This window comes from Mycobacterium sp. GA-1841 (assembly GCF_001954135.1).
In the GTDB taxonomy this organism is placed as follows: domain Bacteria; phylum Actinomycetota; class Actinomycetes; order Mycobacteriales; family Mycobacteriaceae; genus Mycobacterium.
On sequence record NZ_MBEQ01000099.1, the window covers coordinates 1 to 17,889 of the forward strand.

The following is a 17,889-nucleotide window of genomic DNA, read 5'->3' on the forward strand; positions in this document are numbered from 1 at the left end:
GTCGAGGAACTACGCGCCGAACTGGACGGTCAGGCCGGCGCACTCTCGAGCGCAGTCCCCGGCCCGGCCACGGGCGGGGTCTCGGCGGGGCTCCCGGCCGCTGCGGGCGGTTTCGCCCCGGCCCCTTCTGGCAGCGCCACGCCGGTCGGTTGGAGCCGTGGCCTCGACCTGCCATCGGCTGCCGATCCGCCCGAGGCCGCCGTGGGTCTGCGCGACCCCGGCATGTTCGGAGACGGCGTGGCCGTGCGGCTGCCCGACGGCAGCACCGCGGTGGCGCCCAACGCGGTGGCCGCCAGCGCCGTGCGCCACGCGCTGACCCAGTTGGGCGTGCCCTACCGGTGGGGCGGCACTACCCCCGGCGTCGGCCTGGACTGCAGCGGGCTCACGCAGTGGGCGTATCACGAAGCCGGACTGGACATTCCACGTCTGGCCCAGGAGCAGGACATCGGCAAGGCGGTGTCGGCCGGATCGCTGCGGCCGGGTGATCTGGCGGTGTGGGACGGCCACGTCGCGATGATCGTCGGTGAGGGCACGATGATCGAGGCGGGAGACCCGGTGAAGTTGTCCCCGATCCGCACCACCAATGCCGGTCAGGGGTTCCAGGGGTTCTGGCGGCCCACGGTGTAGACCAACCTGACCGGGCGTCCAGGCCATCCCATTAGGCTGTGCCGCATGGCTGCTGACATCGTGCCGGTCCGGCTTGGGCTGACCAAGGGCGACCTCTACACACTCTGGGCTCCGCGGTGGCGTGATGCCGGCGACGAGTGGGAGGCCTTCCTGGGCGAAGGCGACGCCCTGTACGGCTTCGAATCCGTCGCCGACCTGGTCGCATTCGTCCGCACCAACACCGACAACGATCTGGCCGACCACCCGGCCTGGGACAAGCTGACCGCGGCCAATGCGCACCGGCTGCAGCCGGCCGACGACCGCGAATACGACATTGTCGGGCTGCCGGACCTCGTCGCCGACAAGCCGACGGAGGAGTCTGTCGCGACCCTGCACCGCACCCTGGTGGTGGTGTCCTCGCTCGGCTCGGTGTGCGAGCTGGCGGCGATCAGCAAGTTCTTCAACGGCAACCCGGTGCTCGGCACGGTCGGCGGCGGGTTGGAGGGCTTCACCGGCCGCTCCGGTCGCAAGCGCTGGGCCGAGATCGAAGCCGTGATCGCCCGGGGCTGGGACGGCGTGCTCGACGCCATCGACGAGATCGTCACGGTTCCCGAGGACATCGAGGCCGACGCCGTGAAGAAGGCTGAAGCCGAGTTGGCCGAGGACGCTCCCGAAGAGGACGACGACGAGCTCACGGCCGACACCGAAGACGCCGACGGTGATGACGAGGACGAGGTGGTTGCCGGCGAGCCGGCGCGCAGTGCTGCCGACACCGCGGTCCTGGGCGGCGACGAGGATTTCTGGGCCAAGGTCGGCATCGATCCGGTGCGCATCATGACCGGTTCGGGCACCGTCTACACCCTGCGCTGCTACCTCGACGACGAGCCGGTCTTCCTCGGCCGCAACGGCCGCATCAGCGTGTTCAGCTCCGAGCGTGCGCTGGCCCGGTACCTGGCCGACGAGCACGACCACGACCTGTCGGACCTGGCGACCTACGACGACATCCGGACTGCCGCGACCGACGGTTCCCTGCGGGTCGAGGTCTCCGACGAGAACGTCTACGTCCTGTCCGGCATCTCCGATGACATCGCCGACGGACCCGACGCGGTCGACCACGACCAGTTGGAGTTGGCCGTCGAACTGCTGCGCGACGTCAGCGACTACTCCGAGGACAAGACCGTCGACGAGACGCTGGCCGACACCAAGGCCCTCGGCAAGTTCGTGAGCTATGTGCTCGGCGACGAGGGCGCCCGCAAGCCCGACGCACCGCACGCCCAGGCCGTGGAGCAGTGGGACGCGCTGGAGCGCTTCGTGGAGTCGCGGCTGCGCGCGGAGTAGCTCTCAGGACACGCGCTTCAAGTCGTCGTACCCGTCGATGTACAGCCCGTCACCTGCCCAGGTGACGATGTGGTCATCGCCGGGAAGCTGCCAGGTTCGTTGGCCGGTCGCGGTGTCGTAGGCGCTCACCGGTCCGTCTCCGCTCGCCACGATCTGCTTGCCATCGGTGGCGATCAGCCTGTCTGAGAGCTGGGCGCCGTCGACGAACGCACCACTCGCGTCGTTGCAGTCCCGCACCCGCACCCCACCGGCACGCGTACTCACCTCGGAGTACGACACGACGCACAGCGTGCCGAGACCAGCGAGAGAGACCAAGGTGTCGGACGACATCGGGAGCGGCTGCGACCACGTCAACTCTCCGGTGAGCGTGTCCACGCCGGCGATCTCCCCCTTCTCCTGGCTGTACACGATCGGCGACGTGACCCCCGATGTCGTGTACGGCACCGAGCCTTGGAAGCCGAAACGGGGCATGTCGCTGGTGTCAGGCAGCCGATAACCGCGGTCCCCCGGGATCCTCCACGCCAGCTTGCCGGTGAATGAGTAGAAATCGATGCGCTGCCTCGGTTTCCCGGCCGGCATTATCCCGCCGCTCCGCTGTGACACCGCGATGCCCCGGCTGGTAGCGATGACATTGTCGACGCTCCCGATGGAGAACAACTCGTCACCGGTTTTGGCGTCGTAGAACTTGGTACTCAGACCGCCCCGCTCTTGTTCCGCCACGACGCCTTGATCCAGGAACACCGACGCCTGCCCGGGCATCGGCTTGGTCCAGAGTTGCTGTCCCGAGTCGTCGAATACGGTGAGGCTCTGCTGATGGCTGGAATACGCGAGCAAGCCGGAACCGCTGTAGGTCCGTGGCAGTCCTCCTCCTTGATTCGGTGCCACGTTCTTCGTGGCGCCGGTGGCCACATCCAGAAGTGCCGCGCTCTTGTCAGCGGCAACGCAGAGGGCGGTGGCGCCCGACGTGCTGAAGACGCAGTTCGTAAACACGCCCGGCTTTAGCCATTTCTGCGAGCCGTTGCCGGCATCCAGCGCGGTGAAGGAATCGTTCAGATTGACCAGGACGGTCTTGGTATCGCCACCGACAACCCTAGTAAGCCCACGTGGGCTGCCCCCACCCAGCGGATAGCTCCACAGGTTCTTGGTAGGCGCTGCACTCAATGAGGAGAGCTTCGCCGTGGCCGGTGGACGCTCCGCACCGGCAATCTCTGTCTTTCCAGCAGCGGCATCGGCCTCCGACAACGCCTCCGACCCTGAGCCAAACGTCCAGTACACGATCGAGCCGACGACCAGCACCAGCACGGCGATCACCGCGGCAACGACGATTCCGATGACCTTCGCGTTTCGGCGGCGATCCTGCGGGGGCTGCGGAGTGAATTGTGGTGGGTACCCGCCGTATCCGGGCTGCTGCCCCCATCCCTGCGGCGCGTGCGACGTAGGGAATCCCGGAGAGGCACCGAAGAACGGGGGTGCCCCTGGTTGTACCCCGGGTGGATCGAACGGCGACCCGCTCGTCCCAGACGCCTGCTGACCATCGTTGTCGCCCCACGGCGAACTCCCCCACGGGTTCACGTTGGGAGTGTATTTGACAGGCCCTGGGGTGAGCCGACGGTCAGAACGCCCATGATTACATCGACCAGTCTTTCCACGCACGCGTCGAGGTTCCCGCGGCACAAGCGTGACTGGAACCAGACGCACAGCATCGCGCGGGTTCGGCGGGGGGAATTTGCCCGTCGCGGTAACTCAGCCGACCAGCACCGCGTACCGAGGCTTGATCACCTCGTCGATCAGCGCGAGCCGTTGGTCGAAGGGGATGAAGGCCGACTTCATCGCGTTGATCGTAAATCGCTCCAGATCAGTCCAGCCGTAGCCGAACGCCTCGACCAGGCGCGCCATCTCCTGGCTCATGGTGGTGTCGCTCATCAGCCGGTTGTCGGTGTTGACCGTGACCCGGAACCGGAGCCGCGCCAGCCGGTCGAAGGGGTGTTCGGCGATGCTGGGCGCGGCCCCGGTCTGCACGTTGCTGCTCGGGCACATCTCCAGCGGGATGCGCTTGTCCCGCAACAGCGATGCCAGCCGGCCCAGGTGTTGGGTGCCGTCGTCGAATTCGGTGATGTCGTCGACGATGCGCACCCCGTGGCCCAGGCGGTCGGCTCCGCAGAACGCGATGGCCTCATGGATCGACGGCAGACCGAACGCCTCACCGGCGTGAATGGTGAAGCGTGCGTTGTTGCCCCGCATGTACTCGAAGGCATCCAGGTGGCGGGTGGGCGGATATCCCGCCTCGGCACCGGCGATGTCGAATCCGACGACGCCCTTGTCGCGAAATCTGATTGCCAGCTCGGCGATCTCACGAGACCGGGCCGCGTGGCGCATCGCGGTGACCAGACAGCGCACGGTGATGGTGCGCCCTGCGGCCGCGGCTGCCTTCTCCCCGTCGGCGAACCCGGCCAGGACCGCATCGACGACGTCGTCCAGCGACAGGCCGCGGTCGATGTGCAGCTCGGGGGCGAACCGGACCTCGGCGTACACCACGTTGTCGGCGGCCAGATCCTCCACGCACTCGTGGGCCACCCGATGCAGCGCCTCAGGGGTCTGCATCACGCCGACGGTGTGGGCGAACGGCTCGAGGTACCGCTCCAACGAGCCGCTGTGGGCGGCCGTGCGGAAGAACGTGGCCAGCTCGTCTACCTCAGTGGCGGGCAGGTCGTCGTAGCCGAGCTGCCCGGCGAGGTCGAGCACGGTGGCCGGACGCAGCCCACCGTCGAGGTGGTCGTGCAGCAGGGCCTTGGGGGCGTGCTGGATCTTGTCCAGGGTCAGCGGGGTGCTCATGCCCCCATCATCCCCACCTCAGACGATCCGGTCGATGACCAGCGGCCGCCGTGCCGGCGCCGAGTCGTCAACCGACCAGGCCCCGTCGAGTTCGGCGAGCGCGCCGGGTAGCCGCTCGGCGGTTTCGGTGTAGAGCGTGAACAGCGTCTGGTCCGCCGCCACCGGCTCACCCGGCCTGCGGTGGATCCGCACCCCGGCGCCGAGTTGCACCGGCTCGCCCGGCTGCGCCCGGCCCGCGCCCAGGCGCCAGGCCGCCATTGCCACGCCCATGGCGTCGATGTCGCCCATGATGCCGCCGCGCGGGGCCGTCACGGTCTCGGTGGCCGTCCCGAGCGGCAGCGGGCGGCTCAGGTCCCCGCCCTGAGCGGCCACCAGCGCACGGAACCGGTCCATCGCGGTGCCGTCACGCAGCGTCTCGGCCGGATCGGCGCCGTCGATGCCGGCCGCGTCGAGCATCTCGGCCGCCAACGCCAACGTCAGGGCCACCACGTCGGCCGGGCCGCCGCCGGCCAGCACCTCCAGCGACTCGGTGACCTCCACGGAGTTGCCGACGGTGCAGCCGAGCGGGCAGTTCATGTCTGTGAGCAGGGCCCGGGTCGGCACCCCGTCGGCATTGCCGAGGTCGACCATGATCCGCGCCAGCTCCCGGGCGTCGGCCTCGGTCTTCAGAAACGCACCCCGGCCGACTTTGACGTCGAGCACCAAGGACCGGGCACCCTCGGCGAGCTTCTTGCTCATCACCGAACTGGCGATCAGCGGTGTCGAGTCGACGGTGGAGGTGATATCCCGCAGGGCATAGATCTTGCGATCGGCCGGAGCCAGCTCACCGGCGGCGAAGATCGCTCCGCCGATGCCCTGAAGTTGTTGCCGGATCTGCCTTTTCGACAGCTCGGCGGTGAATCCCGAGATCGCCTCGAGTTTGTCGAGCGTGCCACCGGTATGACCGAGCCCGCGGCCGGATGCCTGCGGAACGCTGCCACCACAAGCCATTACGACCGGCAGTAGCGGAATGGTGATCTTGTCGCCGACCCCGCCGGTGGAGTGCTTGTCGACCAGCGCCAGTGGTGCTCCGCCGGAGCGCAGGTCCGTGAAATCGAACCGCTCTCCGGAATTGACCATGGCGGTGGTCCAGCGGGTGGTCTCGGCCACCGTCATCCCGTTGAGGAAGATCGCCATCAACAGGGCCGACATCTGTTCGTCGGCCACCCGTCCGTGGGTGTAGCCGTCGATCACCCAATCGATCGCGGCGTCGGACAGAACTCCGCCGTCACGTTTGGTCCGGATGACAGTGGGCGCGTCGAGAGGCGGCATGGACGTCAACCTACTCGCCGGTAACCGGAGTTGTTGGACCACTTGGCCTTACCGACGTTGCAGATCCTGCGGACCGAAGGCGTCGGGCAATAGCTCGGCCAGCGGCCGCGCACCGCCGGGATGGTCGACGAGCATCTCCGGCCCGCCGTGTTCCAGCAACACCTGCCGGCACCGTCCGCAGGGCATCAGCAGGCCGCCGGCCGGGCCCACACACGACAGCGCGAGGAGCCGTCCGCCACCCCCCGAATGCAGGGCGCAGACCACAGCGCACTCGGCACAGAGACCTAGGCCATATGAGACATTCTCCACATTGCATCCAGCCACGACGCGCCCATCGTCGACGAGGGCGGCGGCACCCACCGGAAATCCGGAATACGGCGCATACGCGCGCCTTGAAACGTCAATTGCGTTGTCACGCAACAGTTTCCAGTCGACATCCGTCGTCACGCGGCCGCCTCCAACATAGGTTCTGAATGCATTCCGAAAGCTCAATTCCCGGCCCACGCATTAAGATAGGTAAGCCTAACTTTTGCGTGTTCAGCAGGTCTAACAGCTCAACCGTAATTCGTTCGCCACTACAAATGGGTTTAGAGTCGCCCCGAGGTTTGGGGCTAATTCACAGCCGGCCCCAGACGTCCCACCGATGGCGTTGGAGGGCCCGATGAGTACTCAGACGGAGGTACCGGCTCCGCAACCCAGGAAAGCACGACGGCGCACCCTTTATCGCGGTGATCCGGGAATGTGGTCCTGGGTGCTGCACCGTATTACCGGTGCCACGATTTTCTTCTTCCTGTTCGTCCATGTCCTCGATACCGCGTTGGTCCGCGTCAGCCCGCAGGCCTACAACGAGGTCATCGAGACGTACAAGACACCCATCGTCGGATTGATGGAGATGGGCCTGGTCGCCGCCGTGCTGTTCCACGCACTCAACGGCATCCGCGTCATCCTCATCGACTTCTGGCAGCAGGGTCCCCGCTACCAGCGGCAGATGCTCGCGATCGCCGTCGGTGTCTTTGCCGTGGTTCTCATCGCAGCCCTAGGAGTTCTCGGTATGCACATGACGGAGCGGTTCCTGTGAGCGCGCCTGGAGCAGGCGAGTCGCGGCTCGGCCGCCCCGCGCCGGTGATGGAACGTGAGCACGACCGGCCGGCCGCGCTGGACCATCCGCGCGCGCCCCGTCGTCCCCGCGGCATCCCCTACTTCGAGAAGTACGCGTGGTTGTTCATGCGGTTCTCGGGTGTCGCCCTGGTGTTTCTGGCGCTGGGCCACCTGTTCATCATGCTGATGTGGCAGGACGGTGTGTACCGCATCGACTTCAACTACGTCGCGCAGCGGTGGGCCTCCCCGTTCTGGCAGATCTGGGACATGGCCCTGCTGTGGCTGGCGATGATCCACGGGGCCAACGGCCTGCGGACCATCATCGGCGACTACGCCCGTAAGAACACCACGAAGTTCTGGCTGAATTCGCTGCTGCTGCTGGCGACAGGGTTCACCCTGGTTCTGGGCACCTACGTCTTGGTCACCTTCGACCCGAATATTGGGAGCTAACCCATGATTCAGGAACATCGCTACGACGTCGTCATCGTCGGCGCGGGCGGCGCCGGCATGCGCGCAGCCGTCGAGGCCGGTCCGCGCGTCCGTACCGCCGTGCTGACCAAGCTGTACCCGACGCGTTCGCACACCGGCGCGGCCCAGGGCGGCATGTGCGCCGCGCTGGCCAACGTCGAAGAGGACAACTGGGAATGGCACACCTTCGACACCGTCAAGGGCGGCGACTACCTCGCTGACCAGGACGCCGTCGAGATCATGGCCAAAGAGGCCATCGACGCGGTGCTGGACCTCGAGAAGATGGGCATGCCGTTCAACCGGACGCCCGAGGGCCGCATCGACCAGCGCCGCTTCGGCGGACACACCCGCGACCACGGCAAGGCCCCGGTGCGCCGCGCCTGTTACGCCGCCGACCGCACCGGCCACATGATCCTGCAGACGCTGTACCAAAACTGCGTCAAGCACGACGTGGAGTTCTTCAACGAGTTCTACGCGCTGGACATCGCGCTGACCGAGACCCCGGCCGGCCCGGTGGCCACCGGCGTCATCGCCTACGAGTTGGCGACCGGTGACATCCACGTCTTCCACGCCAAGGCGATCGTGTTCGCCACCGGCGGCAGCGGCCGGATGTACAAGACCACCTCCAATGCCCACACGCTGACCGGTGACGGCCTGGGCATCATCTTCCGCAAGGGACTTCCCTTGGAGGACATGGAGTTCCACCAGTTCCACCCGACAGGTCTGGCCGGCCTGGGCATCCTGATCTCCGAGGCCGTGCGCGGTGAGGGTGGCCGGTTGCTCAACGGCGAGGGCGAGCGGTTCATGGAGCGCTACGCGCCGACGATCGTCGACCTCGCGCCGCGTGACATCGTCGCCCGGTCGATGGTGCTCGAAGTGCTCGAAGGCCGCGGCGCCGGACCGAACAAGGACTACGTCTACATCGACGTGCGCCACCTCGGCGAGGACGTGCTGGAGGCCAAGCTTCCCGACATCACCGAGTTCGCCCGCACCTACCTGGGCGTGGACCCGGTCACCGAACTGGTGCCGGTCTACCCGACCTGCCACTACGTCATGGGCGGCATCCCAACCACGGTCCACGGCCAGGTGCTGCGCGACAACACGAACGTCATCCCCGGCCTCTACGCCGCCGGTGAGTGTGCGTGCGTGTCGGTGCACGGCGCCAACCGCCTGGGCACCAACTCGCTGCTGGACATCAACGTGTTCGGCCGTCGCGCCGGCATCGCCGCCGCCGAGTACGCCGCCAACCACAACCACGTCGACCTGCCGGAGAACCCGGCCGACATGGTGGTCGGCTGGGTGGGCGACATCCTCTCCGAGCACGGCAACGAGCGCGTCGCCGACATCCGCACCGCGCTGCAGCAGTCGATGGACAACAACGCCGCGGTGTTCCGCACCGAGGAAACGCTCAAGCAGGCGCTGACCGACATCCACGCCCTCAAGGAGCGCTACGCCCGAATCACCGTGCACGACAAGGGCAAGCGCTACAACAGCGACCTGCTCGAAGCCATCGAGCTGGGCTTCCTGCTGGAGCTGGCCGAGGTGACCGTCGTCGGTGCGCTCAACCGCAAGGAGTCCCGCGGCGGGCACGCGCGTGAGGATTACCCGAACCGCGACGACACCAACTACCTGCGCCACACCATGGCTTACAAGGAAGGCTCGGAGCTGCTTTCCGACATCCGGCTGGACTACAAGCCCGTGGTCCAGACCCGGTACGAGCCGATGGAAAGGAAGTACTGACCGTGAGTGCACCTGTCATCGATAAGCCCGAAGCCGGCGATCCGCCGCTGCCCCCGGTCCCCGAGGGTGCGGTCATGGTGACCCTCAAGATCGCCCGGTTCGACCCCGAAAACCCCGACGCCGCCGGCTGGCAGAGCTTCCGCGTGCCCTGCCTGCCCTCGGACCGGCTGCTCAACCTGCTGCTGTACGTGAAGGGCTACCTGGACGGCACGCTGACGTTCCGCCGGTCCTGCGCGCACGGCGTGTGCGGTAGCGACGCCATGCGGATCAACGGGGTGAACCGGCTGGCCTGCAAGGTGCTGATGCGCGACATGCTGCCGAAGAAGGCTTCGAAGCAGCTGACCATCACCATCGAGCCGATCCGCGGCCTGCCCGTGGAGAAGGACCTCGTGGTGGACATGGAGCCGTTCTTCGACGCCTACCGCGCCGTCAAGCCGTTCCTGATCACCAGCGGAAACCCGCCCACGAAGGAGCGCATCCAGAGCGCCACCGACCGGGCCCGCTACGACGACACCACCAAGTGCATCCTGTGTGCCTGCTGCACGACGTCGTGCCCGGTGTACTGGAGCGAAGGGTCGTACTTCGGCCCCGCCGCGATCGTCAACGCGCACCGGTTCATCTTCGACTCGCGTGACGAGGCCGCCGCCGAGCGGTTGGACATCCTCAACGAGGTCGACGGTGTGTGGCGCTGCCGCACCACGTTCAACTGCACCGAGGCCTGCCCGCGTGGCATCCAGGTGACCCAGGCGATCCAGGAGGTCAAGCGCGCGTTGATGTTCGCGCGTTAGATCTTTGTGCCGAGTGTGAAGAAGATCGCGAGATTTTTCGAAAATCTCGCGATCTTCTTCACGTTGGGCATCAGAAGGGAGCGCCGGCGTCCCGGAGGGCTTGGCGGGTGCGGTCGATGATGATGCGTTGGCGGTGACGTAGCAGATCAGCGCCGACGCGAACGATGCGCCAACCGAGTTCGCGGTACTGGGCATCCTGATCGATGTCCTTGGTGCGCTGTCGCGGATCGGTCCAGTGTTGAATGCCGTCGTACTGCACGCCGACCTTCCATTCCGGCCAACCCATGTCAATGCGGCCGACCCACGTATATCCGTCGAACACGTTGATCTGGGTCTTGGTCGGGCGCATGCCCGCTTTCGTGTACACCAGTCGGAGCCGGGTTTCCTGCGGCGACTCGGCGCCATAGTCGGCAAGATCCAACACCTTCCGCAACTGCACGAGCCCGCGCACGCCGCGGTGATTTTCGATAAGTGCTTGAACCTCAACAAGTTTCAGATCGCAAGCCTGCAGCAGGGCGTCGACCCGCTCGACGGCGACCGATAACCCCGGCCGGCGGCCCAGGTCGAATGCGGTCCTGGCCGGGGTCGTTGTCTGGATTCCGCGCACCCGGCCGACTTCCCCGTCGGCCAGGGTGTCGCTGTGCATGACGATCCCGCCGGTCTTGTGGCGGCTGGAGTGGATCAGCTCAGCGGGCAGTTGCGCGTCGATCCACCGAGAGCCGTGCAGCGCGGAAGCTGACATGCCCGCCGCGACAGCGCGCCGGCCCGACCACAGCCAGGCCGCGACCGCCCGGTCGATGGGGGTGAGCACCGATCCACGTGGCACGTACACATTCCGGTGGAGCAGGTCGTAGTTGGTGGTCAGCTGATCCCGGTTGACTTGCCCGCGGCCAACGCCTCAGCGCCCAGAAACGCCAGTGACATGACAAATAGGACGCCGCGCAGGTCACCAGGGTTCCACCTGCGCCGAAGGTGAACAAAATCGCGAGATTTTCAGAGAATCTGGCCATCTTCTTCACATTCGACGAGGCGGCGTCACACACTCAGGGGCTGTCTCGTCTAACTGGCATGACCGAGACAAAGACACGAATTTCCCCCGTCACCCCCAAACAAGCCGGCCTGCTGACCCGGGCGATGTACTGGTTCGCCAAGCGTCAGTTCGGTGAGGTGCCCGAACCGTTCACCGTGGCGGCACACCACCCGCGGTTGATGGTCGCCAACGGGGTGCACGAAATGCTGTTGAAGAGCGGCTCGAAGAAGCTGCCGGCCGGCGTCCGCGAGCTCGCGGTGTTCTGGACGGCCCGGACCGTCGGCTGCTCGTGGTGCGTGGACTTCGGCTCCATGCTGATGCGGTTGGACAACCTCGACATGGAGCGGCTCAAGTCGATCGACGACTACGCCACCTCGCCGCTGTTCACCGATGACGAGCGGGCCGCGATCGCCTACGCGAACGCGATGACCACCGATCCGCACGCCGTCACCGACGAGCAGGTGGCCGATCTGCAACGCCGCTTCGGTGAGGATGGCGTGATCGAGTTGACCTACCAGATCGGGGTGGAGAACATGCGGGCCCGGATGTACTCGGCGCTCGGGATCACCGAGCAGGGGTTCAACTCCGGGGATGCGTGCCGGGTGCCGTGGGCGGCTGACGAGCAGGCGTGATCTCGATGTAAGCCATTGGCACACCGAGAGTTCGACTCCCGGCATCCAGGCTCCGCTCGAACAACTTCATCGGCAGGCTCCAGTTGGCCGCGATCACCGCGTCGGCGTGCGCGTGTTCTGATTCGTCGAGGATGCGCGCCACACCGGCCACCACCGGGCCGCTTGGCTTGCCGCGCAGATTGCATCCGACAGCGAGCACGTTGGGGTTGTTGCGAATACGTGTGACCTTGGCGGTCGACGCGTCCGTGCGGACGTAGAGTTTGCCCGCACCGGCGGGGTCGACGCCGTGGTTGATCGGGCTGGGCACCGCCTCCCCCGAACGCCGGTACGTCACCAACACGATCTGGCGGTAGTTCTCGAACCCGGTGAAGTCCGATCCGGTCGGTGCGCCGACGTCGAAGGCGTCACGGTGACGCATCTTGTCCATGCCGCGGAACAACAACCGGCTGAAGGTCTGGGCCAGGGTTCCGGGCTCGTTCGGCATCACTGGGCACCTCTCAACGGGGATCCGGTGAACTTGTCCGGGTTGGCGATGTCCCATACCGCGCAGACCAAGCCGTCGCGGACGGTGAAGATCGTGACCCGCGGCATCATCTCGGGGTAGCCATCACCGGCAGGTGCGCCTGTGGTGTAGACGCCCAACTGGCCATTGACGAGGGCAAATTGACTGCCTGCCAACCAGTTCGGTCCGTACCGCTTCGCCAGGCCGAGGATGAACCGGGCCACCTTGTCCGGTCCGTGGATGACGCGGGCAGCGGTCGGGGCGCGCCGGTTCGAATCACCGGTGAACGTGACCTCCGGATGAAGCAACCGGACGACGGCGTCGAGCTCTCCCGACGCCAGGGCGGCCATGAGTTCCCCTGCGACCTGGTTGTGCAGATCGTCGGGCGACGACGGCGGTGGGTTGTCGGAGACCGCGCGGCGGGCCCGCGAGGCCAACTGCCGGGCCGAGGCGTCGCTGACTCCGAGCACACCCGCGATTTCGCTGAAGGGCAGTCCGAACCCGTCGTGCAGCACGAAGGCCACCCGTTGATCGGGGGTGAGCCGCTCCAACACCACCATCGCGGCGAATCGGGCGTCCTCCCCGGCCACCACGGCGTTGAGCGGATCGTTCGTGTCGAGCCCGGTGACGACGGGTTCGGGCAGCCATTCGCCGTAATAGGCCTCGCGTCGATGAGCAGCAGAACGCAGCCGGTCCAGCCCCAACCGGCTCACCACGGTGGTCAGCCAGGCCCGCAGGTCGGCAATGGTCGTCTGGTTGTCGTGCCAGCGCAACCAGGCGTCCTGCACGATGTCTTCGGCATCGGCATAGGTACCCGTCAACCGATAGGCGACCGCCAGCAGGTGCGGCCGCAGCGCCTCGAACTCGTCGGTGCGCGCCGCAGTGGTCACGAACCCAGACTAGCCGCGTCGAGCGTCACGCCAGAGTGGTTGTCGCCCTCGAGCGCCACTCCAGCGTGACATTCGAGGGCGACGGCGACAAACTGAGATCAGCGCTTCGTGAATATCGTGCGGTGCCAGCCCTTTTCGGCAACTCCGGTGATGTCGCTCATCACATGCTTGATGGTGAGGTACTCCTCGAACGAGTAGTCGCTCATGTCCTTGCCAAAGCCCGAGGCGCCCACACCGCCGTGCGGCATCTCGCTGATGATCGGGATGTGGTCGTTGATCCACACGCACCCGGCGTTGATCTCGCGCGACGCCCGCTGCGCCCGGTACAGGTCACGAGTCCAGGCCGAGGCGGCCAGACCGTATTCGGTGTCGTTGGCCTGCCGGATCGCGTCGTCATCGTCGGTGAACGCCCGCACCGTCAACACCGGACCGAAGATCTCGTCGCGATACACCTCGGAGGTCTCCGCGACGTCGGCGATCAGGGTGGGTCGGTAGAACGCGCCGGGCAGATCCGGAACAACGCCGCCGGTGACGACCCGGCCGCCCTGCTGGGGTGCCCGGGCCACCATCTGAGCGACCTTGTCGCGGTGCGCGAAGGAAATCAGCGGGCCGAGGTCGGTGTCGGGGTCGTGCGGGTCGCCGACGACGATCTTGCTCATCACCTCTGCCACCCCGGCGACGAAGTCGTCGTAGAGGTCACGAGCCACGATCGCCCTGGTGGCCGCGGTGCAGTCCTGGCCCGTGTTGATCAGGGAGGCGGCCACGGCGCCCTGGATGACAGCGTCCAGATCGGCGTCGTCGAACACCACGAACGGCGCCTTGCCGCCCAGTTCCAGTTGGGTGCGGTGACCGTGGGTGGCCGCGGCGGCCATCACCTTGCGGCCGACGGCGGTCGATCCGGTGAAGGTCACGACGTCGACGTCACGGTGTGCGGCCAGGGCGGTTCCCACGTCGGCGCCACCACCGGTGACCACGTTGAACACCCCGTCGGGCAGGCCGGCCTCGGTGGCCAGCCGGGCCAGGGTCAGGGTGGTCAGCGGGGTGATCTCGGCCGGCTTGATCACCACCGAACAGCCGGCCGCCAGGGCCGGGATGACCTTCCACACCGCCATCTGCAGTGGGTAGTTCCAGGGGGTGATGGTCGCGACGACGCCGACGGCCTCGCGCCGGATGCTGGAGGTGTGCTCACCCGAGTATTCAGCGGTGGCCTTGCCTTCCAGGCGGCGAGCGGCGCCGGCGAAGAAGTCGATGTTGTCGATGCTGCCGGGCACGTCGAACTCTCGTGCCAGCCGGACCGGCTTCCCGGTCTGGCTGACCTCCTCGGCGACCAGCTGATCAGCGTGTTCGTCGGCGAGCTTGGCGAGTTTGGCCAGGACCGCCGACCGTTCGGCCGGGGCGGCCGTCGCCCAGCCCGGGAACGCGTTGCGTGCGGAGGCGACGGCGGCGTCCACGTCGGCCTCGGTGGCCAAGGAATAATCACCGATCCCCTGGCCCGAGGCCGGGTCGATGATCTGGTGGAGGGGTCCGGCCGTCGCCACCGGTGCACCGTCGATCCAACTGCTCGTCACATTCACTGCCACACTCATGGGGCCCCACGGTAACCGAAGACGTGATCCTTCTCTACGCAATCCCGCGTCGGACCCGGGTTGCAACGAAGGATTTCATCGATTCAGTTGCCGCAAACAACGGATTCCGTGCACAATCGGTGGATGACCAACCCTGAGGGTGCCGACCTTCAGCCCGTGCCATTGCGGGTGAACAATTCTCGCACCGCCTTTCAGCTCGACGATCTGTCGAAGGCGATCATCGAGAAGCTGCAAGCCGACGGCCGCCGCTCGTACGCCGGAATCGGTAAGGCCGTGGGCCTGTCCGAGGCCGCGGTGCGCCAGCGGGTGCAACGCATGGTCGACGCCGGCGTCATGCAGATCGTCGCGGTGACCGATCCGCTGCAACTCGGCTTCGCCCGCCAGGCCATGATCGGCATCCGCTGCACCGGCGACACCCTCAAGTTGGCCGAAAAGCTCTCGGCCCTCGAAGCCGTGGACTACGTCGTGCTGACGGCCGGATCCTTCGACGCGATCGTCGAGGTGGTGTGTGAGGACGACGACAGCCTGCTCGAACTCCTCAACACCGAGATCCGCTCGCTGCCCGGGGTCATCACCACCGAAACCCTCGTATACCTCAAACTCGTCAAACAGCAATACAACTGGGGAACCCGATGAGCACCACGGAGACAACCGATCTGGGCGCCAAGGCCAACCGCCACCTGTGGGGTCACTTCGCCCGGCACGGCGCGGGCATCACCCCGCCCATCATCACCCGCGGCGAGGGCGTGCGCATCTTCGACGACACGGGCAAGAGCTACATCGACGGGCTGAGCGGCCTGTTCGTCGTGCAGGTCGGCCACGGCCGGGCCGAGTTGGCCGAGGCTGCGGCCAAGCAAGCCGAGAAGTTGTCGTTCTTCCCACTGTGGTCTTACGCCACCCCGCCGGCCATCGAGCTGGCCGAACGCGTCGCCAACTACGCGCCCGGTGACCTGAACCGGGTGTTCTTCACCACCGGCGGCGGTGAGGCCGTGGAGAGCGCCTGGAAGCTGGCCAAGCAGTACTTCAAGCTGACCGGCAAACCCGGTAAGCACAAGGTGGTCTCACGCGCGATCGCCTACCACGGCACGCCGCAGGGCGCGTTGGCGATCACCGGCATCCCGGCCTTCAAGGCGCCGTTCGAGCCGCTGACCCCCGGCGGGTTTCGGGCCCCCAACACGAACTTCTACCGGGCACCGGCCGAATATGCCCATGACGAAAAGGTTTTCGGTCGCTACTGTGCCGACCGGATTGCCGAGGCGATCGAGTTCGAAGGCCCCGACACGGTGGCTGCGGTGTTTCTGGAGCCGGTGCAGAACGCCGGCGGCTGCTTCCCGCCCCCGCCCGGGTACTTCGAGCGGGTCCGCGAGATCTGCGACACCTACGACGTGCTCTTGGTGTCCGACGAGGTGATCTGTGCATATGGCCGGATCGGTTCGATGTTCGCGTGCGACGACTTCGGCTACGTGCCGGACATCATCACCAGCGCCAAGGGCCTGACATCGGGTTACTCGCCGCTGGGCGCGATGGTCGCCAGTGACCGGTTGTTCGAGCCGTTCAACGACGGCAAGACGGTGTTCGGCCACGGCTATACCTTTGGCGGACATCCTGTTTCGGCCGCGGTGGCGATGGCCAACCTCGACATTTTCGAGCGCGAGGGGCTCAACGACCACGTCAAGGAAAACGCTCCGGCGTTCCGGTCCACCCTGGAGAAACTCTACGACCTGCCGATCGTCGGTGACGTCCGCGGCGAGGGCTTCTTCTACGGCATCGAGTTGGTCAAGGACAAGGCGACCAAGGAGACCTTCAACGACGAGGAGTCCGAGCGGCTGCTGCGCGGCTTCCTCACCCCGGCGCTGTGGGAGGCCGGACTGTACTGCCGCGCCGACGACCGCGGAGACCCGGTGATCCAGCTGGCCCCGCCGCTGATCAGCGGGCAGGCCGAGTTCGACGCGATCTACGAGATCCTGCACGGCGTGCTGACCGAGGCAGGCAAGCTGCTCTGATCACCCGCCGGAATGCCGTTTTGGCGGCAGACTGGCTGCGTGCCACGCAAACCGCCGATCGACCCGGTCCGCTGGACGCCGCCTCCCGTCGACCCACTGCCCGATTTCGGGCCGGCCGAGCTCACCATCGTGCCGATGCCCGGGGACGGACCCGAAGACGTCGTCGTCGACTCCTCCGGGCAGCTGTGGACCGGTCTGGTCGACGGTCGCATCGTCCGGGTCTCCCCCCAGGGTGTCGCCGACGTCGTCGCCGACACCGGCGGCCGGCCACTCGGACTGCACGTCGCCCGCGACGGTCGGGTTTTGATCTGCGACAGCCACCGCGGGCTCCTGGCGTTGGATCCGAGCTCCGGCGCGTTGGATGTCCTGGTTCGCGACATCGACGGCCGACCGTTGCGATTCTGCTCGAATGTCACCGAAACTGCTGACGGCACAATCTATTTCACCGAGTCGACGAGCAAGTTCCATTTCGAGCACTTCGCCGGTGCGGTCATGGAGGCTCGCGGGCGGGGCAGCTTGTTCCGGCTCGGCACCGACGGCTCGGTCACCACGGTGCTGGACGGCTTGTACTTCGCCAACGGCCTGACCACCACCGCCGACGAATCGGCGCTGGTGTTCGCCGAGACCCAGGGCCGGCGGCTGTCGAAATACTGGCTGCGCGGGCCGCAGGCCGGGACCGTGGCGCCCCTGGCGGCGCACCTGCCGGGCTATCCCGACAACATCTCCACCGGCGCCGACGGACGGATCTGGGTCGCGATGGTGTCCCCGCCGAACGTCGCCGCCGAGGCACTCGCACCGCGGGCGCCGGTGATCCGGAAGCTCCTGTGGCAGTTGCCGGATCGTCTTCAGCCCAAGATCCGCCCGCACGTGTGGGTGCTGGCGTTCGACGCCGACTCCGGCGAGGCGATCGCCGGGATCCAGACCACCCGCCCGGACTTCGGCACGGTCACCGGCGTCGTGGAATCCGCGGGTCGGCTGTGGATGTCGACGATCGCCTTCCCGGCGCTGGCTTACGCCGAACCGGGCGGCTGTACCCAGTTTTAACTCCAGTCACACCAGCCACAG

General features: G+C 66.8%; 17 protein-coding genes and 1 pseudogene. 10 read left to right on the forward strand and 8 right to left on the reverse strand.

From position 1 onward, the window contains the following. On the forward strand, positions 1-627 hold a 627-nt coding region (locus tag A5740_RS23145), incomplete at its 5' end, for a C40 family peptidase (RefSeq protein ID WP_139335311.1). A 45-nt stretch (positions 628-672) separates the two neighbouring features. Further along, on the forward strand, positions 673-1,944 hold the full coding sequence (locus A5740_RS23150; RefSeq protein WP_076197990.1) for a primosomal protein: 1,272 nt from the start codon (positions 673-675) through the stop codon (positions 1,942-1,944). 3 nt (positions 1,945-1,947) lie between these two features. Here A5740_RS23150 and A5740_RS23155 read toward each other — a convergent pair whose 3' ends face one another. From A5740_RS23155 to A5740_RS23170, 4 genes are all read right to left on the reverse strand, one after another. Continuing rightward, on the reverse strand, positions 1,948-3,516 hold the full coding sequence (locus tag A5740_RS23155; RefSeq protein WP_175616337.1) for a PQQ-binding-like beta-propeller repeat protein: 1,569 nt from the start codon (positions 3,514-3,516) through the stop codon (positions 1,948-1,950). A gap of 171 nt (positions 3,517-3,687) precedes the next feature. Next, positions 3,688-4,776: an adenosine deaminase gene (locus A5740_RS23160; protein ID WP_076197994.1), complete on the reverse strand. Its 1,089-nt coding sequence runs from the start codon at positions 4,774-4,776 to the stop codon at positions 3,688-3,690. An 18-nt stretch (positions 4,777-4,794) separates the two neighbouring features. Beyond that, positions 4,795-6,087 carry a thymidine phosphorylase gene (locus A5740_RS23165; protein WP_076197996.1) on the reverse strand — a complete coding sequence of 431 codons (1,293 nt, stop codon included), beginning with the start codon at positions 6,085-6,087 and terminating at the stop codon, positions 4,795-4,797. A gap of 48 nt (positions 6,088-6,135) precedes the next feature. Beyond that, positions 6,136-6,534, reverse strand: coding sequence for a cytidine deaminase (locus A5740_RS23170; RefSeq protein WP_076197998.1), 399 nt, complete (start codon positions 6,532-6,534; stop codon positions 6,136-6,138). Between the two features lie 214 nt (positions 6,535-6,748). On the opposite strand from A5740_RS23170, the gene sdhC reads away from it, so the two are divergent. Genes sdhC through A5740_RS23190 form a run of 4 tightly spaced genes read left to right on the forward strand, consistent with a single transcriptional unit; the run spans position 6,749 to position 10,181 of the window. Next, on the forward strand, positions 6,749-7,165 hold the full coding sequence (gene sdhC, locus A5740_RS23175) for a succinate dehydrogenase, cytochrome b556 subunit (RefSeq protein ID WP_076198078.1): 417 nt from the start codon (positions 6,749-6,751) through the stop codon (positions 7,163-7,165). Positions 7,166-7,212: 47 nt separating this feature from the next. Continuing rightward, the gene (locus tag A5740_RS23180; RefSeq protein WP_175616338.1) at positions 7,213-7,635 is read left to right on the forward strand and encodes a succinate dehydrogenase hydrophobic membrane anchor subunit; all 423 of its coding nucleotides are present in this window, start codon (positions 7,213-7,215) and stop codon (positions 7,633-7,635) included. A gap of 3 nt (positions 7,636-7,638) precedes the next feature. Then, positions 7,639-9,393 carry a succinate dehydrogenase flavoprotein subunit gene (gene sdhA / locus A5740_RS23185; protein ID WP_076198002.1) on the forward strand — a complete coding sequence of 585 codons (1,755 nt, stop codon included), beginning with the start codon at positions 7,639-7,641 and terminating at the stop codon, positions 9,391-9,393. A 2-nt stretch (positions 9,394-9,395) separates the two neighbouring features. Continuing rightward, positions 9,396-10,181, forward strand: coding sequence for a succinate dehydrogenase iron-sulfur subunit (locus tag A5740_RS23190; RefSeq protein WP_076198004.1), 786 nt, complete (start codon positions 9,396-9,398; stop codon positions 10,179-10,181). Between the two features lie 70 nt (positions 10,182-10,251). Here A5740_RS23190 and A5740_RS23195 read toward each other — a convergent pair whose 3' ends face one another. Further along, the gene (locus tag A5740_RS23195) at positions 10,252-11,007 is read right to left on the reverse strand and encodes a hypothetical protein (RefSeq protein WP_371454792.1); all 756 of its coding nucleotides are present in this window, start codon (positions 11,005-11,007) and stop codon (positions 10,252-10,254) included. A gap of 227 nt (positions 11,008-11,234) precedes the next feature. Here A5740_RS23195 and A5740_RS23200 point away from each other — a divergent pair. After that, positions 11,235-11,843 (forward strand): annotated as a pseudogene (locus tag A5740_RS23200) (carboxymuconolactone decarboxylase family protein); the annotation flags it as partial. Here the strand turns inward: A5740_RS23200 and A5740_RS23205 are convergent. The 3 genes from A5740_RS23205 to A5740_RS23215 form a co-directional block, all read right to left on the reverse strand. Further along, positions 11,791-12,327: a PPOX class F420-dependent oxidoreductase gene (locus A5740_RS23205; protein ID WP_076198008.1), complete on the reverse strand. Its 537-nt coding sequence runs from the start codon at positions 12,325-12,327 to the stop codon at positions 11,791-11,793. The pseudogene A5740_RS23200 and the gene A5740_RS23205 overlap by 53 nt on opposite strands. Further along, positions 12,327-13,235, reverse strand: a complete 909-nt coding sequence (locus tag A5740_RS23210; RefSeq protein ID WP_076198010.1) for a sigma-70 family RNA polymerase sigma factor — start codon at positions 13,233-13,235, stop codon at positions 12,327-12,329. The genes A5740_RS23205 and A5740_RS23210 overlap by 1 nt, the downstream gene beginning before the upstream one ends. A 98-nt stretch (positions 13,236-13,333) precedes the next feature. Then, entirely contained in the window at positions 13,334-14,821 is a 1,488-nt protein-coding gene (locus tag A5740_RS23215; protein ID WP_076198012.1) for a gamma-aminobutyraldehyde dehydrogenase, read from the reverse strand. Between the two features lie 123 nt (positions 14,822-14,944). Here A5740_RS23215 and A5740_RS23220 point away from each other — a divergent pair, with 123 nt between their 5' ends. From A5740_RS23220 to A5740_RS23230, 3 genes are read left to right on the forward strand one after another with little or no spacing between them, the layout of a single operon-like run. Next, positions 14,945-15,457, forward strand: coding sequence for an Lrp/AsnC family transcriptional regulator (locus A5740_RS23220; RefSeq protein WP_067769578.1), 513 nt, complete (start codon positions 14,945-14,947; stop codon positions 15,455-15,457). Next, entirely contained in the window at positions 15,454-16,824 is a 1,371-nt protein-coding gene (locus tag A5740_RS23225) for an aspartate aminotransferase family protein (RefSeq protein WP_076198014.1), read from the forward strand. The genes A5740_RS23220 and A5740_RS23225 overlap by 4 nt, the downstream gene beginning before the upstream one ends. Positions 16,825-16,863: 39 nt before the next feature. After that, complete coding sequence (locus A5740_RS23230; protein ID WP_254849310.1) at positions 16,864-17,868, forward strand: SMP-30/gluconolactonase/LRE family protein; 1,005 nt, start codon at positions 16,864-16,866, stop codon at positions 17,866-17,868. Positions 17,869-17,889 lie beyond the last annotated feature (21 nt).